Annotated in this window: 15 protein-coding genes; 14 read left to right on the top strand and 1 reads right to left on the bottom strand. The window is 71.3% G+C overall.

The features are described 5' to 3' along the window. Positions 1–50 precede the first annotated feature (50 nt). The 8 genes from lepB (at position 51) to ACFYQA_RS09065 (ending at position 6,999) form a co-directional block, all read left to right on the top strand. Positions 51–836, top strand: a complete 786-nt coding sequence (gene lepB, locus ACFYQA_RS09100) for a signal peptidase I (protein ID WP_388913766.1) — start codon at positions 51–53, stop codon at positions 834–836. After that, complete coding sequence (locus tag ACFYQA_RS09095) at positions 826–1,380, top strand: NUDIX hydrolase (RefSeq protein WP_388913763.1); 555 nt, start codon at positions 826–828, stop codon at positions 1,378–1,380. Before lepB ends, ACFYQA_RS09095 begins: the two co-directional genes overlap by 11 nt. Positions 1,381–1,494: 114 nt before the next feature. After that, entirely contained in the window at positions 1,495–1,803 is a 309-nt protein-coding gene (locus ACFYQA_RS09090) for a DUF2469 domain-containing protein (protein WP_003993268.1), read from the top strand. A gap of 99 nt (positions 1,804–1,902) precedes the next feature. Then, a complete protein-coding gene (locus ACFYQA_RS09085) occupies positions 1,903–2,307 on the top strand; it encodes a YraN family protein (RefSeq protein WP_386407065.1) in 405 nt (134 codons plus the stop codon). A 1-nt stretch (position 2,308) separates the two neighbouring features. Beyond that, a complete protein-coding gene (locus tag ACFYQA_RS09080; RefSeq protein ID WP_388913759.1) occupies positions 2,309–3,934 on the top strand; it encodes a YifB family Mg chelatase-like AAA ATPase in 1,626 nt (541 codons plus the stop codon). Then, complete coding sequence (gene dprA / locus ACFYQA_RS09075; protein WP_388913756.1) at positions 3,931–5,118, top strand: DNA-processing protein DprA; 1,188 nt, start codon at positions 3,931–3,933, stop codon at positions 5,116–5,118. Before ACFYQA_RS09080 ends, dprA begins: the two co-directional genes overlap by 4 nt. A gap of 335 nt (positions 5,119–5,453) precedes the next feature. After that, positions 5,454–6,296 carry an RNA polymerase sigma factor WhiG gene (gene whiG / locus ACFYQA_RS09070; RefSeq protein WP_332430884.1) on the top strand — a complete coding sequence of 281 codons (843 nt, stop codon included), beginning with the start codon at positions 5,454–5,456 and terminating at the stop codon, positions 6,294–6,296. A 145-nt stretch (positions 6,297–6,441) separates the two neighbouring features. Beyond that, positions 6,442–6,999: a helix-turn-helix domain-containing protein gene (locus tag ACFYQA_RS09065; protein ID WP_332433013.1), complete on the top strand. Its 558-nt coding sequence runs from the start codon at positions 6,442–6,444 to the stop codon at positions 6,997–6,999. A gap of 49 nt (positions 7,000–7,048) precedes the next feature. Here the strand turns inward: ACFYQA_RS09065 and ACFYQA_RS09060 are convergent, their stop codons facing one another. Continuing rightward, the gene (locus ACFYQA_RS09060) at positions 7,049–7,495 is read right to left on the bottom strand and encodes a M23 family metallopeptidase (protein WP_388913752.1); all 447 of its coding nucleotides are present in this window, start codon (positions 7,493–7,495) and stop codon (positions 7,049–7,051) included. A 552-nt stretch (positions 7,496–8,047) separates the two neighbouring features. On the opposite strand from ACFYQA_RS09060, the gene rpsB reads away from it, so the two are divergent. From rpsB to ACFYQA_RS09030, 6 genes are all read left to right on the top strand, one after another. Beyond that, positions 8,048–9,025: a 30S ribosomal protein S2 gene (gene rpsB / locus ACFYQA_RS09055; RefSeq protein WP_388913749.1), complete on the top strand. Its 978-nt coding sequence runs from the start codon at positions 8,048–8,050 to the stop codon at positions 9,023–9,025. Between the two features lie 202 nt (positions 9,026–9,227). Then, positions 9,228–10,073, top strand: coding sequence for a translation elongation factor Ts (gene tsf / locus ACFYQA_RS09050; protein ID WP_388913746.1), 846 nt, complete (start codon positions 9,228–9,230; stop codon positions 10,071–10,073). Between the two features lie 186 nt (positions 10,074–10,259). Next, positions 10,260–11,015, top strand: coding sequence for a UMP kinase (pyrH, locus tag ACFYQA_RS09045; RefSeq protein ID WP_388913743.1), 756 nt, complete (start codon positions 10,260–10,262; stop codon positions 11,013–11,015). A gap of 181 nt (positions 11,016–11,196) precedes the next feature. Next, positions 11,197–11,754: a ribosome recycling factor gene (gene frr, locus ACFYQA_RS09040; protein ID WP_386407083.1), complete on the top strand. Its 558-nt coding sequence runs from the start codon at positions 11,197–11,199 to the stop codon at positions 11,752–11,754. Next, the gene (locus tag ACFYQA_RS09035) at positions 11,754–12,881 is read left to right on the top strand and encodes a phosphatidate cytidylyltransferase (RefSeq protein ID WP_388913740.1); all 1,128 of its coding nucleotides are present in this window, start codon (positions 11,754–11,756) and stop codon (positions 12,879–12,881) included. Before frr ends, ACFYQA_RS09035 begins: the two co-directional genes overlap by 1 nt. Positions 12,882–13,149: 268 nt before the next feature. Then, the gene (locus tag ACFYQA_RS09030) at positions 13,150–13,326 is read left to right on the top strand and encodes a hypothetical protein (RefSeq protein ID WP_388913737.1); all 177 of its coding nucleotides are present in this window, start codon (positions 13,150–13,152) and stop codon (positions 13,324–13,326) included. Positions 13,327–13,341 lie beyond the last annotated feature (15 nt).

The following is a 13,341-nucleotide window of genomic DNA, read 5'->3' as shown; positions in this document are numbered from 1 at the left end:
TGCCCGAAGGAGGGGCTGACCCGGTCCGGTAGCCGGGTAGGGTGCCGCCCATGACTGGTCGGAGCACGACACGTACGGCTTCGTGGGGCGGCGGTGCGGGCCGGGGCCCGGCGGGCAGCCGGACCGGGCAGCGACTGTCCTCACTGGCCGTGGCGCTGGGCCTGGCGCTGTTCCTCGGAGGGTTCGTCTGGGGAGCGCTGGTGTACCTGCCGTACACCGTGCCCACCCCCTCGATGGCGCCGACGATCGGGGCCGGCGACCGGGTGCTGGCCCAGCGCGTCGACGGCGGCGACGTCCGCCGCGGCGACGTCGTGGTCTTCGAGGACGCCGACTGGGCGGACGTACCGGTCGTCAAGCGGGTGGTCGCCGTCGGCGGGGACACCGTCTCCACCGGGCAGGACGGCACGCTGAAGGTCAACGCTACGGAGATCGACGAGCCGTATCTCTCCGAGGACGAGGCGACCGGGCTGGGCGCCTTCCCGGAGGTGACCGTGCCGAAGGGACGCCTGTTCCTGCTCGGTGACGAGCGAAGCGGCTCCCTGGACTCGACCTCCCATCTCACCGACGCCGCGAACGGCACCGTCTCCCGCGAGGCGGTCGAGGCCCGGGTCGACGCGGTGGTCTGGCCGATGGACGGCATGCTGAAGACCCCGACAGGCTTCGAGGAACTCGGAGACCTCTCCGCGCCGGGGCCACTGCCGACGGTCGTCGCCATGGCCATCGGCGGGGCCGTGCTCATCCTCGGCGGGGCCGCGTACGGTCCGCTCGCACAGTGGGCCGACGCCTCCCGGGCTCGTCGTGCGGACGTGGAAGCGAGGGCGGGCGGTGCCCGCTGAGACGCCCCACGCCACCGGCGATTCCTACGAGGGCGAGGGCGAGGGCGGGAGCGGAGGCGGAGGCGGGCTGCGCAGGGTCGCCCGCGTCGTCCTGCTGGACCCGAGGGACCGCATCCTGCTACTGCACGGCCATGAGCCGGACGACCCCGCCGACGACTGGTGGTTCACACCCGGCGGTGGCGTGGAGGGCGACGAGACCCGTGAACAGGCGGCGCTGCGGGAGCTCGCGGAGGAGACCGGCATCACGGAGGTGGAGCTGGGGCCCGTGCTGTGGCGGCGGACGTGCTCCTTTCCGTTCGCGGGCCGCCGCTGGGACCAGGACGAGTGGTACTACCTCGCCCGCACCACGAGGACGGCCACCGGAGCCACGGCACTGACCGAGCTGGAGCGGCGCAGTGTCATCGGATCACGCTGGTGGACATGCCCGGAACTGGCTCGGGCCCATGAGACGGTGTACCCGACGAGACTTGCCGAGCTGCTGCGCACCCTGCTCGACGAGGGTCCCCCGGCCGGACCCGTGACCCTGGACACCGAGATCGTCTAGCCGCAGGCCCCGGGGGCCGTCCGGCGGCGTCCGGCGGGTCGGCCCGGTTCGGGGACGGCGGTCCCCGGGACTGGCGCACAATGGTGGGATCGCACGGGTGAAGGGGAACATGCCATGAGCGCCGAGGACCTCGAGAAGTACGAGACCGAGATGGAGCTGAAGCTCTACCGGGAGTACCGCGACGTCGTCGGTCTGTTCAAATATGTGATCGAGACCGAGCGCCGCTTCTATCTGACCAACGACTACGAGATGCAGGTGCACTCGGTCCAGGGTGAGGTGTTCTTCGAGGTGTCCATGGCGGATGCCTGGGTCTGGGACATGTACCGGCCGGCCAGGTTCGTGAAGCAGGTGCGCGTCCTGACATTCAAGGACGTGAACATCGAGGAGCTCAACAAGAGCGACCTGGAGCTCCCGAGCGGGTGATCCGAAGGCCCGGCGGGGGCATGACGCACCCCGGCGGGTGACGGAGTTTTCCACAACCGCCGGGTTGTCCACCAAGATCCACTCCGGACGGCCGGCCGCGTGACGGTTGGTGCCGGAGGTGGTGCCGACATGAATCCCCAACAGCAGGCACGCAACGCACTCGGCAGGTACGGCGAGGCGCTGGCCGCGCGGCGGCTGGAGCAGGCCGGAATGACGGTCCTGGAGCGCAACTGGCGCTGCGGCAGGACCGGCGAGATCGACATCGTGGCCAGGGACGGCGACGTCCTCGTCGTCTGCGAGGTGAAGACCCGCAGGGCCACGTCCTTCCAGCACCCCATGGAGGCGATCACCCCCGCCAAGGCGGACCGCCTTCGGGGCCTGGCGCAACGCCGGCTCCAGGAACACGGAGGAGCACCGCCCGGAGGCGTCCGCATCGACCTGGTCGGCGTCCTGCTGCCGAAGCGTGGCGCGCCCCGGGTGGAGCATGTCCGGGGGGTGGCCTGAGATGGGGTTCGCCCGTACGTGCTCGGTGGCGCTGGTCGGCGTCGAGGGCGTGGTCGTGGAGGTCCAGGCCGACCTGGAACCGGGAGTGGCGGCGTTCACGCTGGTGGGGCTGCCGGACAAGAGCCTGACGGAGAGCCGCGACCGGGTCAGGGCAGCGGTCGTCAACTCCGGGGCGGAATGGCCGCAGAAGAAGCTCACCGTGGGGCTCAGCCCGGCGTCGGTGCCGAAGGCGGGCAGCGGCTTCGATCTGGCGGTCGCCAGCGCCGTCCTGGGCGCCGCCGAGCGGATCGACCCACGGGTGCTCGCCGACCTCGTGATGATCGGCGAGCTGGGCCTGGACGGCAGGGTGCGGCCGGTCCGGGGCACGCTGCCCGCGGTCGTCGCGGCGGCCGACGCCGGGTACGAACAGGTCGTGGTGCCCGAGTGCGCCGCCGCCGAGGCCTCGCTGGTGCCGGGCGTGTCCGTGCTGGGCGTCCGCAGCCTGCGCCAGCTGATCGCCTTCCTCACCGACGAGCCGGTGCCCGAGGAGGAACCCGCCCACCAAGGACGGCCCGACCCGCTCCTCGCCGGACTGCGGATGCCCGGCACCGGCGCGGCCACCGGCATGCACAGCACCGGCGCGGCACAGTACGACACCGGCCACGACCTCGCGGACGTCGTCGGCCAGCTCCCGGCGCGGACCGGGGTGGAGGTGGCGGCGGCCGGCGGACACCACCTCTTCCTCGAGGGGCCGCCGGGAGCGGGCAAGACCATGCTCGCGGAACGGCTGCCCTCACTCCTGCCCCCGCTCGACCGGCAGGAGTCCCTGGAGGTCACCGCCGTGCACTCGGTGGCCGGCCTGCTGCCCCCGGACAAACCCCTGATCGACACCGCCCCCTACTGTGCCCCGCACCACTCGGCCACCATGCAGGCGCTCGTCGGCGGCGGCCCCGGTATGGCCCGCCCCGGAGCCGTGTCGCTCGCGCACCGGGGCGTGCTCTTCCTGGACGAGACCCCCGAGTTCGGCAGCCACGCCCTGGACGCCCTGCGCCAGCCGCTGGAGGCCGGGCACGTCGTCATCGCGCGGAGCTCGGGCGTGGTGCGCTTCCCGGCGAGGTTCCTCATGGTGCTCGCCGCCAACCCCTGCCCCTGCGGCCGCTTCTCGCCGAAGGACACCCTGTGCGAGTGCCCGCCCTCGACGATCCGCCGTTACCAGGCCCGGCTGTCCGGCCCGCTGCTCGACCGGGTCGACCTGCGGGTCGAGGCCGAGCGCGTCACCCGCGCCGAACTGACCGCCGACGGCGCCTGCGGCGAGTCCACCGCCACGGTCGCCGACCGGGTGCGCGCAGCCCGGGAACGCTCCGCGAGGCGGCTCGCGGGCACCCCGTGGCGCACCAACAGTGACATCCCCGGACGGGAGCTGCGCAACCGCTGGCACGCGGCACCCGGCGCGATGGACGACGCCGAGCGGAGCCTGGAGCGAGGCGTGCTCAGCGCGCGTGGACTCGACCGGGTGCTGCGGGTCGCGTGGACCGTTGCCGACCTGGTCGGCCGCGACCGGCCCGACGCCAGGGACGTCGCTCTCGCCCTGCACCTGCGCACCGGCGTCCCGCGCGGGGTGCCCATGGCGATCGGGGCTCTGACATGAGCGGCGCAGCCGGGTTCGCAGCCGAGCCCGTGGAAGGACCCGTGGACGGCGAACTCCTTGCCCGGATCTTCCTCACGCGCGTGGTCGAACCCGGCGACGAGACCGGCGGGCGGTGGGTGCGGGAGCTGGGCGCGCGGAAGGTGGCGGCGCGGCTGCGGGCAGGGGGCGAACCGTTGCAGGGGGCGAGCGGCCGGCGCTGGGCCGGGCTGCTGGCGCGGGCCGAGCGGGCCGACCCCGGCCGGGACCTCGCCGTCGCGCGGAGCGCCGGGGTGCGGTTCGTGTACCCCGGGACGGCCGAGTGGCCCCGGCAGCTCGACGACCTGGGGGACGGCCGGCCCCTCGGGCTGTGGGTGCGCGGCCCCGCCGACCTGCGGATGTGGGCGCTGCGCTCGGTCGCCGTCGTCGGCGCCCGCGCCTGCACCGAGTACGGCGCCCACATGGCCGCCACCCTCGCCGCCGAGCTCGCCGAGCGCGGCTGGGTCGTGGTCTCCGGCGGCGCCTACGGGGTCGACGGCGCCGCTCACCGCGGAGCGCTCGGCTCGGGCGGTGCCACCGTCGCCGTACTCGCCTGCGGCGTCGATCGGCCCTACCCGCGCGGACACACGGGGCTGATCACCAGGATCGCGGAACAGGGTCTGGTCATCGGCGAGTTGCCGCCCGGCGATCACCCGACTCCGAGCAGGTTCATCCTCCGCAACCGGGTCATCGCCGCACTCACCCGGGGCACCGTGGTCGTCGAAGCCGCGCACCGCAGCGGCTCCCTGGTGACAGCCAGGGCGGCCGGGCACCTCGGACGTCACACGATGGGAGTACCGGGACCGGCCACCAGCGGACGCTCGGCCGGGGTGCACGAACTGCTGAGACAGGGCGCGGTACTGGTCACCGATGCCGCGGAGATCGTCGAACTGGTCGGGGACATGGGTGAACTGGCCCCGGAACGACGTGGGCCGGTGCTGCCCCGGGACCTGCTGCCACCCACTGCCCGCCAGGTCCTCGACGCGCTGCCCGCGCGCGGCGCGGCCCTCGCCGACGGGATCGCGTGCGATGCACGGACCACCCGGGACGACGCGATCGCGAGACTGTACGAACTGCGAGCACTTGGTTACGTCGAACGACACGGCGACGGCTGGAAGTTGACACGCCAGGCGGTGATCCCGGCCGACGACGGTTCCGGGGTCCCCTGACGCAGAGTGTTCGGCCGTCCGGGGGAACGGCCACAGCCCTTGGAAAATACGTCAGTTGGAGCACCCGGGTGATCACACAGAGCGACGTGGTTCACCCGGTGGGGTGGTGTGCGGGAGCCCCTCGCACCCGCCCCGACCTCACCTCCTCGCACACCGCGACCCCATAGTCACGCTACGCTCGCAAGCGTCCCGGCACGGAACGACAGCGGGGAAGGACGCCCGGCAGGCGATACCGCAGGCGATACGGGCAAGCGGCACAGGCAGGCAGCTCGGCATCAGAGAGACAGCTCACCCAGGCAGTAGCCAGTCCACTGCAGAACGGCACAAGGCGACGAATGCCCCAGCACACCTCCGGGTCCGACCGGGCGGCGATCCACCCAGCCGCCCGCGACGGTGGCAGCGTGCGGCCGCCCGCTCCCTCGACGCTCGACGAGCTGTGGCGGTCGTACAAGGCGACGGGCGACGAGCGGCTGCGGGAGCAGCTGATCCTGCACTACTCGCCGTTGGTGAAGTACGTCGCGGGCCGGGTCAGTGTGGGGCTGCCGCCCAATGTCGACCAGGCGGACTTCGTCTCCTCCGGGGTGTTCGGGCTGATCGACGCGATCGAGAAGTTCGACGTCGACCGGGAGATCAAGTTCGAGACCTACGCGATCACCCGCATCAGGGGCGCGATGATCGACGAACTGCGGGCCCTGGACTGGATTCCGCGCTCGGTGCGGCAGAAGGCGCGCAAGGTCGAGCGGGCGTACGCGACGCTGGAGGCACGGCTCAGGCGTACGCCGACGGAGAGCGAGGTCGCCGCGGAGATGGGCATTGCCGTGGACGAGCTGCACGCGGTTTTCAGCCAGTTGTCGCTCGCCAACGTCGTCGCCCTGGAGGAGCTGCTGCATGCCGGGGGCGACGGCGGCGGCCGGCTCAGTCTGATGGACACCCTGGAGGACACCGCCGCCGACAACCCGGTGGAAGTGGCCGAGGACCGGGAGCTGCGACGGTTCCTGGCGCGGGCGATCAACACACTCCCGGAACGGGAGAAGACCGTGGTCACGCTGTACTACTACGAGGGGCTCACCCTGGCCGAGATCGGCCATGTGCTGGGGGTCACCGAGAGCAGGGTCAGCCAGATCCACACCAAGTCCGTGCTCCAGCTCAGGGCGAAGCTGGCGAGTTTCCGGGGCTGAGCCGGCCGGTTCGACCTGCCGGCCGAGCCGGCCGCCGGGCCCGGCGGCCGGATACGGCCGTGCGACCTGCGGTTTCGGCCGGGGACTCCCGCCCCGCGCGGCGCGTCCGTAAAGTGGTGGCGTGCCAAGGATTCGAGCGGCCTCCGTGGCCGAGCACCGGTCGATGCAACGCGCCGCCCTGCTGGACGCGGCACGCTCCCTGCTGTCCGAGGGCGGTACGGAGGCGCTGACCTTCCCCGCCCTCGCCGAGCGCACGGGCCTGGCGCGCTCGTCCGTCTACGAGTACTTCCGGTCCCGGGCGGCTGTCGTCGAGGAACTGTGCGAGGTCGACTTCCCGGTCTGGGCGGCCGAGGTGGAGACGGCGATGGCCGCGGCCGACGGAGCCGAGGCCAAGATCGAGGCGTACGTCCGCAAGCAGCTGGAACTGGTCGGGGACCGGCGTCACCGGGCCGTGGTGGCGATCTCCGCGAGCGAACTCGACGCGGGTGCCCGGGAGAAGATCCGCGCGGCACACGGCGGCCTCATCGCGATGATCGTCGAGGCCCTGGGCGAACTGGGTCACGACCAGCCCCGGCTCGCGGCGATGCTGCTCCAGGGCGTGGTCGACGCAGCGGTGCGCCGCATCGAACTCGGCGCCGCCGAACACCCGGAGACGATCACGGAGGCGGCGGTCGCCATGACCCTGCGCGGCGTCCGGCCCTGACGGCCGCCGCCCCACCGTCCCGGCCTCCCGTCGCAGCCCGCCCGGCCGGTCACTCGGGTACCGGCAGGCCGAGGACCGGGAGGAGCCTCGGCGGGCCGTCGCGCAGGAGCCAGGGCGGGAGCAGGGCGAGCGGGTCGAGGTAGACGTCCGCTCTGAGCAGGCCCCAGTGAAGGCAGGGGGCGGCGCAGTGGGGGCTCTTCTCCGGGGCCGTCGCCGCCACCGTGCCGATCACCTCGCCCGGCGCCACCTCGGCCCCTTTCTCCACCGACGGGAGGACCGGCTCGTAGGTGGTACGCAGCGGCGGCGTCCCCGTGCCCGACAGCTCCACCGAGACGACGCCCCGCCCGGCCACCTGTCCGGCGAAGGAGACCCGGCCCGCAGCCACCGCCCGCACCGGTGTCCCCGGCGCCGCCGCCAGGTCCACTCCCCGGTGCCCGCGCCCGTACGGGGTCTCCGGCGGTTCCCAGCCCCGCAGCACCCGGGGCCGTACCTCCACGGGCCAGACCCGTCCGACGGCCGGCACTCCGGGCTCGGCGTCCGGGGCCCCGGTACCGGGGGCCGGAGCAGTGTCCCCGGCCGGGTTCCCAGCCCCAGCCCCAGCCCCAGCCCCAGCCCCAGCCCCAGCCACGGCCGGGTCCCCGGTGCCGGCCGTGAGCAGTAGTGGCAGTGCCGCCGGCAGTGCCGATGGCGGCGGCAGCAGGGCCGTCGGGGTCAGGACCAGCAGGACGATCAGGCGCGCCCATGTCCTCGGAAATCGGCTCATTCGCATGCCGGAGAGCCTCCCCGGAATCCGCGATCACGGCCCGGACCTGTGGATCACCACCCGGTTGTGGACAACGGCGTCACCCAGTGCCCCGCGGGTCCCGTACACTTCTGGTGGCGACCCGGGTCACCGGGTCGACTTCGCACGCCCCGACATCAGGACTGGTCACGACCGCTCCCGGTGTCAGCGCCCCTCGGTCCTTCGTGGCAATGGCGCGTCGTGGGCGTCAGGCGCGGGAGCCGCCGGCTCCCGCGGCACAACCGAGAAAATCAAGGAGATACGGCTATGGCCGTCGTCACGATGCGGGAGCTGCTGGAGAGCGGCGTCCACTTCGGTCACCAGACCCGTCGTTGGAACCCGAAGATGAAGCGCTTCATCTTCACGGAGCGCAACGGCATCTACATCATCGACCTGCTCCAGTCGCTGTCGTACATCGACCGCGCCTACGAGTTCGTCAAGGAGACCGTCGCCCACGGCGGCACGGTCATGTTCGTCGGTACGAAGAAGCAGGCGCAGGAGGCCATCGCGGAGCAGGCCACCCGCGTCGGCATGCCCTACGTCAACCAGCGCTGGCTGGGCGGCATGCTCACCAACTTCTCGACCGTCTACAAGCGTCTGCAGCGCCTCAAGGAGCTCGAGCAGATCGACTTCGAGGACGTGGCCGCCTCCGGCCTCACCAAGAAGGAGCTGCTGGTCCTCTCCCGCGAGAAGGCCAAGCTGGAGAAGACCCTCGGCGGTATCCGCGAGATGCAGAAGGTGCCCAGCGCCGTCTGGATCGTGGACACCAAGAAGGAGCACATCGCGGTCGGCGAGGCCCGGAAGCTCAACATCCCGGTCGTCGCCATCCTCGACACCAACTGCGACCCCGACGAGGTCGACTACAAGATCCCGGGCAACGACGACGCGATCCGCTCCGTCACCCTGCTCACCCGCGTGATCGCCGACGCGGTCGCCGAGGGCCTCATCTCCCGCTCCGGTGTCGCCACCGAGGGCAAGGGCGAGAAGGCCGCCGGCGAGCCCCTCGCCGCGTGGGAGCGTGACCTGCTCGAGGGTGAGAAGAAGGCCGACGAGACCCCGGCCGCCGCCGAGGCCGAGGCCGAGAAGCCCGCCGAGGCTCCCGCCGCCGACGCCCCGGTCGCCGCCGAGGCCGACGCTGCTCCGGCTGCCGACGCCCCGGCCGCCGCCGAGGCCGAGGCCGAGAAGCCGGCCGAGGAGGCCCCCGCGGCCGACGCCGCCCCGGCCGCCGAGGCCGACCAGGCCTGAGCTGCCCGTCAGTGCTGATGACGGCGGGAGCGGGTGACATGATCCCCCATTGCCTGAAGGGCATGGGAGGTACCTCCACCGCTCCCGCCGTTCCCCCGTAGGTGCGCGGCGTGTCACGGTTCCCCAGCTCGGACAGTCCACTGTGGACCGCAGACCCCGCAGATCTCCGATTCTCCAGACTTCGAGAAAGAATCACAGACTCATGGCGAACTACACCGCCGCCGACGTCAAGAAGCTCCGGGAGCTCACCGGCGCCGGCATGATGGACTGCAAGAAGGCGCTGGACGAGGCCGAGGGCAACGTCGAGAAGGCCGTCGAGGCGCTCCGTATCAAGGGCCAGAAGGGCGTCGCCAAGCGCGAGGGCCGCTCCGCCGAGAACGGCGCCGTGGTCTCGATCATCGCTGACGACAACTCCTCCGGCGTCCTCGTCGAGCTGAAGTGCGAGACGGACTTCGTCGCCAAGGGCGAGAAGTTCCAGGCCGTGGCCAACGCCATTGCCGAGCACGTCGTCGCGACCTCCCCGGCCGGCATCGAGGCCCTGCTCGCCTCCGAGATCGAGGCCGGCAAGACGGTCCAGGCGTACGTCGACGAGGCCAACGCCAACCTGGGCGAGAAGATCGTCCTGGACCGTTTCGCCCAGTTCACCGACGGCTACGTCTCGGCGTACATGCACCGCACGATGCCCGACCTGCCCCCGCAGATCGGTGTTCTCGTCGAGTTCGACAAGCAGACCGACGAGATCGCTGCGGTCGCCAAGGGCGTCGCCCAGCACATCGCCGCCTTCGCGCCGCAGTACCTCTCCAAGGAGGACGTGCCGGCCGAGGTCATCGAGACCGAGCGCCGCGTCGCCGAGGAGACCACCCGCGCGGAGGGCAAGCCCGAGGCCGCCCTGCCGAAGATCGTCGAGGGTCGCCTCAACGGCTTCTTCAAGGACGCCACCCTGCTGGGCCAGCCCTACGCGCTGGACAACAAGAAGTCCGTCCAGAAGGTCCTGGACGAGGCCGGTGTCACCCTGAAGCGCTTCACGCGCATCAAGGTCGGCATCTGAGTCCGTACCGCGACGGGCGTGCGACCCCTATAGGGTCGTCGGCAGTCGTTCGGACACGCCGTCACGCGCGCGTGCCGGACGACAGCAGATCTGACGAGGAGGCCATTGCCGCATGGGATGCGTACCCCACCCCACCGGCAGTGGCCTCCTTCGTATGTGCAACAGGTGAAAGAGGCGGGATCCCCGATGACCAAGGCTGAGAAGAGCGACGACGGCACAGTGCACGGACGGTTTCTGCTGAAGCTGTCCGGAGAGGCCTTCTCCGGTGGCGGAGGCCTGGGCGTCGATCCCGACGTGGTGCACGCCGTCGCACGCGAGATCGCGGCGGTCGTCCGTGACGGCGCCGAGATCGCCATCGTCATCGGCGGCGGCAACTTCTTCCGCGGTGCCGAACTCCAGCAGCGCGGCATGGACCGGGCCCGCTCGGACTACATGGGCATGCTCGGCACCGTGATGAACTGCCTCGCACTCCAGGACTTCCTGGAGAAGGAGGGCGTGGACTCCAGGGTCCAGACCGCCATCACCATGGGCCAGGTCGCCGAGCCCTACATCCCGCTGCGGGCCGTACGGCACCTGGAGAAGGGCCGCGTGGTCATCTTCGGCGCCGGCATGGGCATGCCGTACTTCTCCACCGACACCACCGCCGCCCAGCGTGCCCTGGAGATCGACGCCGAGGCCCTGCTGATGGGGAAGAACGGGGTGGACGGGGTCTACGACTCCGACCCGAAGACCAACCCCGACGCGGTGAAGTTCGACCACCTCGGGTACGGCGAGGTCATCACGCGTGATCTGAAGGTCGCCGACGCCACGGCCGTCACCCTGTGCCGCGACAACAAGCTCCCCATCGTCGTCTTCGAACTGCTGGCGGAGGGCAATATCGCGCGCGCCGTCAAGGGTGAGAAGATCGGCACGCTGGTGGGTGACCCGACGGACCGGAAGTGACCGGACCACAAGCACCCGTCCGAGGGGCGACACCCTCGGGGGACGGACGGGGCGGGCCGGGCCGGGGGATGGACAATGTCCCGCCGGTCGGGAACCGTGCAGGAAGAAGACGCGACGCAGCCGGCCGCCGCCCCGACAGGGAACCGCGGCCGGGCCTACTCAAGACACGCAGGAGCAAGTGGTGATCGAAGAGACCCTCCTCGAGGCCGAGGAGAAAATGGAGAAGGCCGTCGTGGTCGCCAAGGAGGACCTCGCCGCGATCCGCACCGGTCGTGCGCACCCGGCGATGTTCAACAAGATCGTGGCCGACTACTACGGCGCGCTGACGCCGATCAACCAGCTGGCCTCGTTCTCCGTGCCCGAGCCGCGCATGGCCGTGGTGACGCCGTTCGACAAGAGCGCACTGCGCAACATCGAGCAGGCCATCCGCGACTCCGACCTGGGCGTCAACCCGAGCAACGACGGCAACATCATCCGCGTGGTGTTCCCGGAGCTGACCGAGGAGCGCCGTCGCGACTTCATCAAGGTCGCCAAGACCAAGGGCGAGGACGCCAAGGTCTCCATCCGCGCCGTGCGCCGCAAGGCCAAGGACGGCATCGACAAGATGATCAAGGATGGCGAGGTCGGCGAGGACGAGGGACGCCGGGCGGAGAAGGAGCTCGACGACACCACCGCGAAGTATGTCGCCCAGGTGGACGAGCTCCTGAAGCACAAGGAAGCGGAACTGCTCGAGGTCTGATGAACGAATCTTCCTGGGGGGCGCCGCCGCAGGCCGGGGACTGGGGGCCGCCCGACCATGGGCCCGTCCAGGGAGCTGTCCCGGCGGGTCCCCCGTACGACGCGCATCACGCGCAGCAGACTCGCCCCATGCCGGTCGTGCCCGGCGCACCCGAACACGGCGGCGGTCAGGAGATGGACCAGGGGGCTGCTCGGCCGAGCGGCCCCCTGTTCCGAGACGAGCCGACACGGGCGCGTCCCCGTCCTGGGGAGATGCCGCAGAATCCGGAGTCCATGCCCGACGCCCCGCAGCCGGTGCCCCCGCCGCAGAAGAAGAGCGCGGGGCGCGATCTGCGTGCCGCGATAGGGGTCGGTGTCGGGCTCTGTGCGCTGGTCGCCGTGTCGCTGTTCGTCGTCAAGGCCGTCTTCGTCGGCGTCGTCACCGTCGCCATCGTGGTGGGCCTGCGGGAGCTGACGAAGCGGCTGGAGGAGCGCAAGGGCATCAAGGCGCCGCTCGTGCCGCTTGCCGTCGGTGGTGCGGCCATGATCGTCGCCGGATACGTCTGGGGCAGCGACGGCGCGTGGATCGCGATGGCGCTCACCGCGCTGGCGATACTGGTCTGGCGGATGGCCCAACCGCCCGAGAACTACCTCAGGGACGTCACGGCGGGGGTCTTCGCCGCGTTCTACGTACCGTTCCTGGCGACCTTCGTGTCGATGATGCTGGCCGCGGACGACGGGCCCTGGCGGGTGCTGACGTTCATAGTGATCACGGTCGTCGCCGACACCGGTGCGTACGCCGTCGGCTGGCGCTTCGGCACGCACAAGCTCGCCCCGCGCATCAGCCCCGGCAAGACCCGCGAGGGCCTGCTGGGCGCGGTCGCCTTCGCCATGGTGGCGGGCACGCTGTGCATGCAGTTCCTGATCGACGACGGCACCTGGTGGCAGGGGCTGCTGCTCGGGCTCGCCGTCTCGGTCAGCGCCACCCTCGGTGACCTGGGCGAGTCCATGATCAAGCGGGACCTCGGCATCAAGGACATGGGCACACTGCTGCCCGGCCACGGCGGCATCATGGACCGCCTGGACTCTCTGCTGCCGACGGCTCCGGTGGTGTGGTTGCTGCTGGTGGTCTTCGTAGGGTCGGGGTGAGGGAAGGTCACGGCATCGCGCGGCGCCGGCCGCACATGGATACATCATGGACTGCCTGGACTCTCTGCTGCCGACGGCTCCGGTGGTGTGGTTGCTGCTGGTGGTCTTCGTAGGGAGCCGACCGTCCGCCTCCGGCGTCATTCGAGCCCCGCGCACATCGGCATCGTGCGCGGGGCTCGTCCCGTCGAAGGAAGGGCTCGGCCGGCCCGAGCACGTCCGCCCCAATTCCCTCCTGTCCGGCGTGTGCGCGCATCGGTAGGGTTCCGCGATGGCGCAGGCACGGCTCGGGGCGGACGGCAGATACCGGGGTGACCTGTCATGCCGGTGGTGCGACACCCTGATCGACCAGGGCGGGCGGCGCAAACCGCGCCTGTACTGCCGTATGTCCCACCGCTGGAAGAACTACGGCTCATGGGTCGCGGCCCTGGTCGGCGGCCTGTTCTGACCGATTCCGGGCGCC

The sequence above is a fragment of the Streptomyces sp. NPDC005774 genome, assembly GCF_042871645.1.
In the GTDB taxonomy this organism is placed as follows: Bacteria; Actinomycetota; Actinomycetes; order Streptomycetales; family Streptomycetaceae; genus Streptomyces; species Streptomyces pratens.
Note: the sequence above shows the minus strand (reverse complement) of the source record. Positions and strands in the feature narration are given on the sequence as shown.

Excerpts from the sequence above, each read along its gene's own strand:
- whiG (WP_332430884.1), top strand. The coding sequence starts at position 5,454 with ATGCCCCAGCACACCTCCGGGTCCGACCGGGCGGCGATCCACCCAGCC.
- ACFYQA_RS09030 (WP_388913737.1), top strand. The coding sequence starts at position 13,150 with ATGGCGCAGGCACGGCTCGGGGCGGACGGCAGATACCGGGGTGACCTG.
- ACFYQA_RS09080 (WP_388913759.1), top strand. The coding sequence starts at position 2,309 with ATGGGGTTCGCCCGTACGTGCTCGGTGGCGCTGGTCGGCGTCGAGGGC.
- ACFYQA_RS09035 (WP_388913740.1), top strand. The coding sequence starts at position 11,754 with ATGAACGAATCTTCCTGGGGGGCGCCGCCGCAGGCCGGGGACTGGGGG.
- dprA (WP_388913756.1), top strand. The coding sequence starts at position 3,931 with ATGAGCGGCGCAGCCGGGTTCGCAGCCGAGCCCGTGGAAGGACCCGTG.
- tsf (WP_388913746.1), top strand. The coding sequence starts at position 9,228 with ATGGCGAACTACACCGCCGCCGACGTCAAGAAGCTCCGGGAGCTCACC.
- ACFYQA_RS09090 (WP_003993268.1), top strand. The coding sequence starts at position 1,495 with ATGAGCGCCGAGGACCTCGAGAAGTACGAGACCGAGATGGAGCTGAAG.
- pyrH (WP_388913743.1), top strand. The coding sequence starts at position 10,260 with ATGACCAAGGCTGAGAAGAGCGACGACGGCACAGTGCACGGACGGTTT.
- lepB (WP_388913766.1), top strand. The coding sequence starts at position 51 with ATGACTGGTCGGAGCACGACACGTACGGCTTCGTGGGGCGGCGGTGCG.
- rpsB (WP_388913749.1), top strand. The coding sequence starts at position 8,048 with ATGGCCGTCGTCACGATGCGGGAGCTGCTGGAGAGCGGCGTCCACTTC.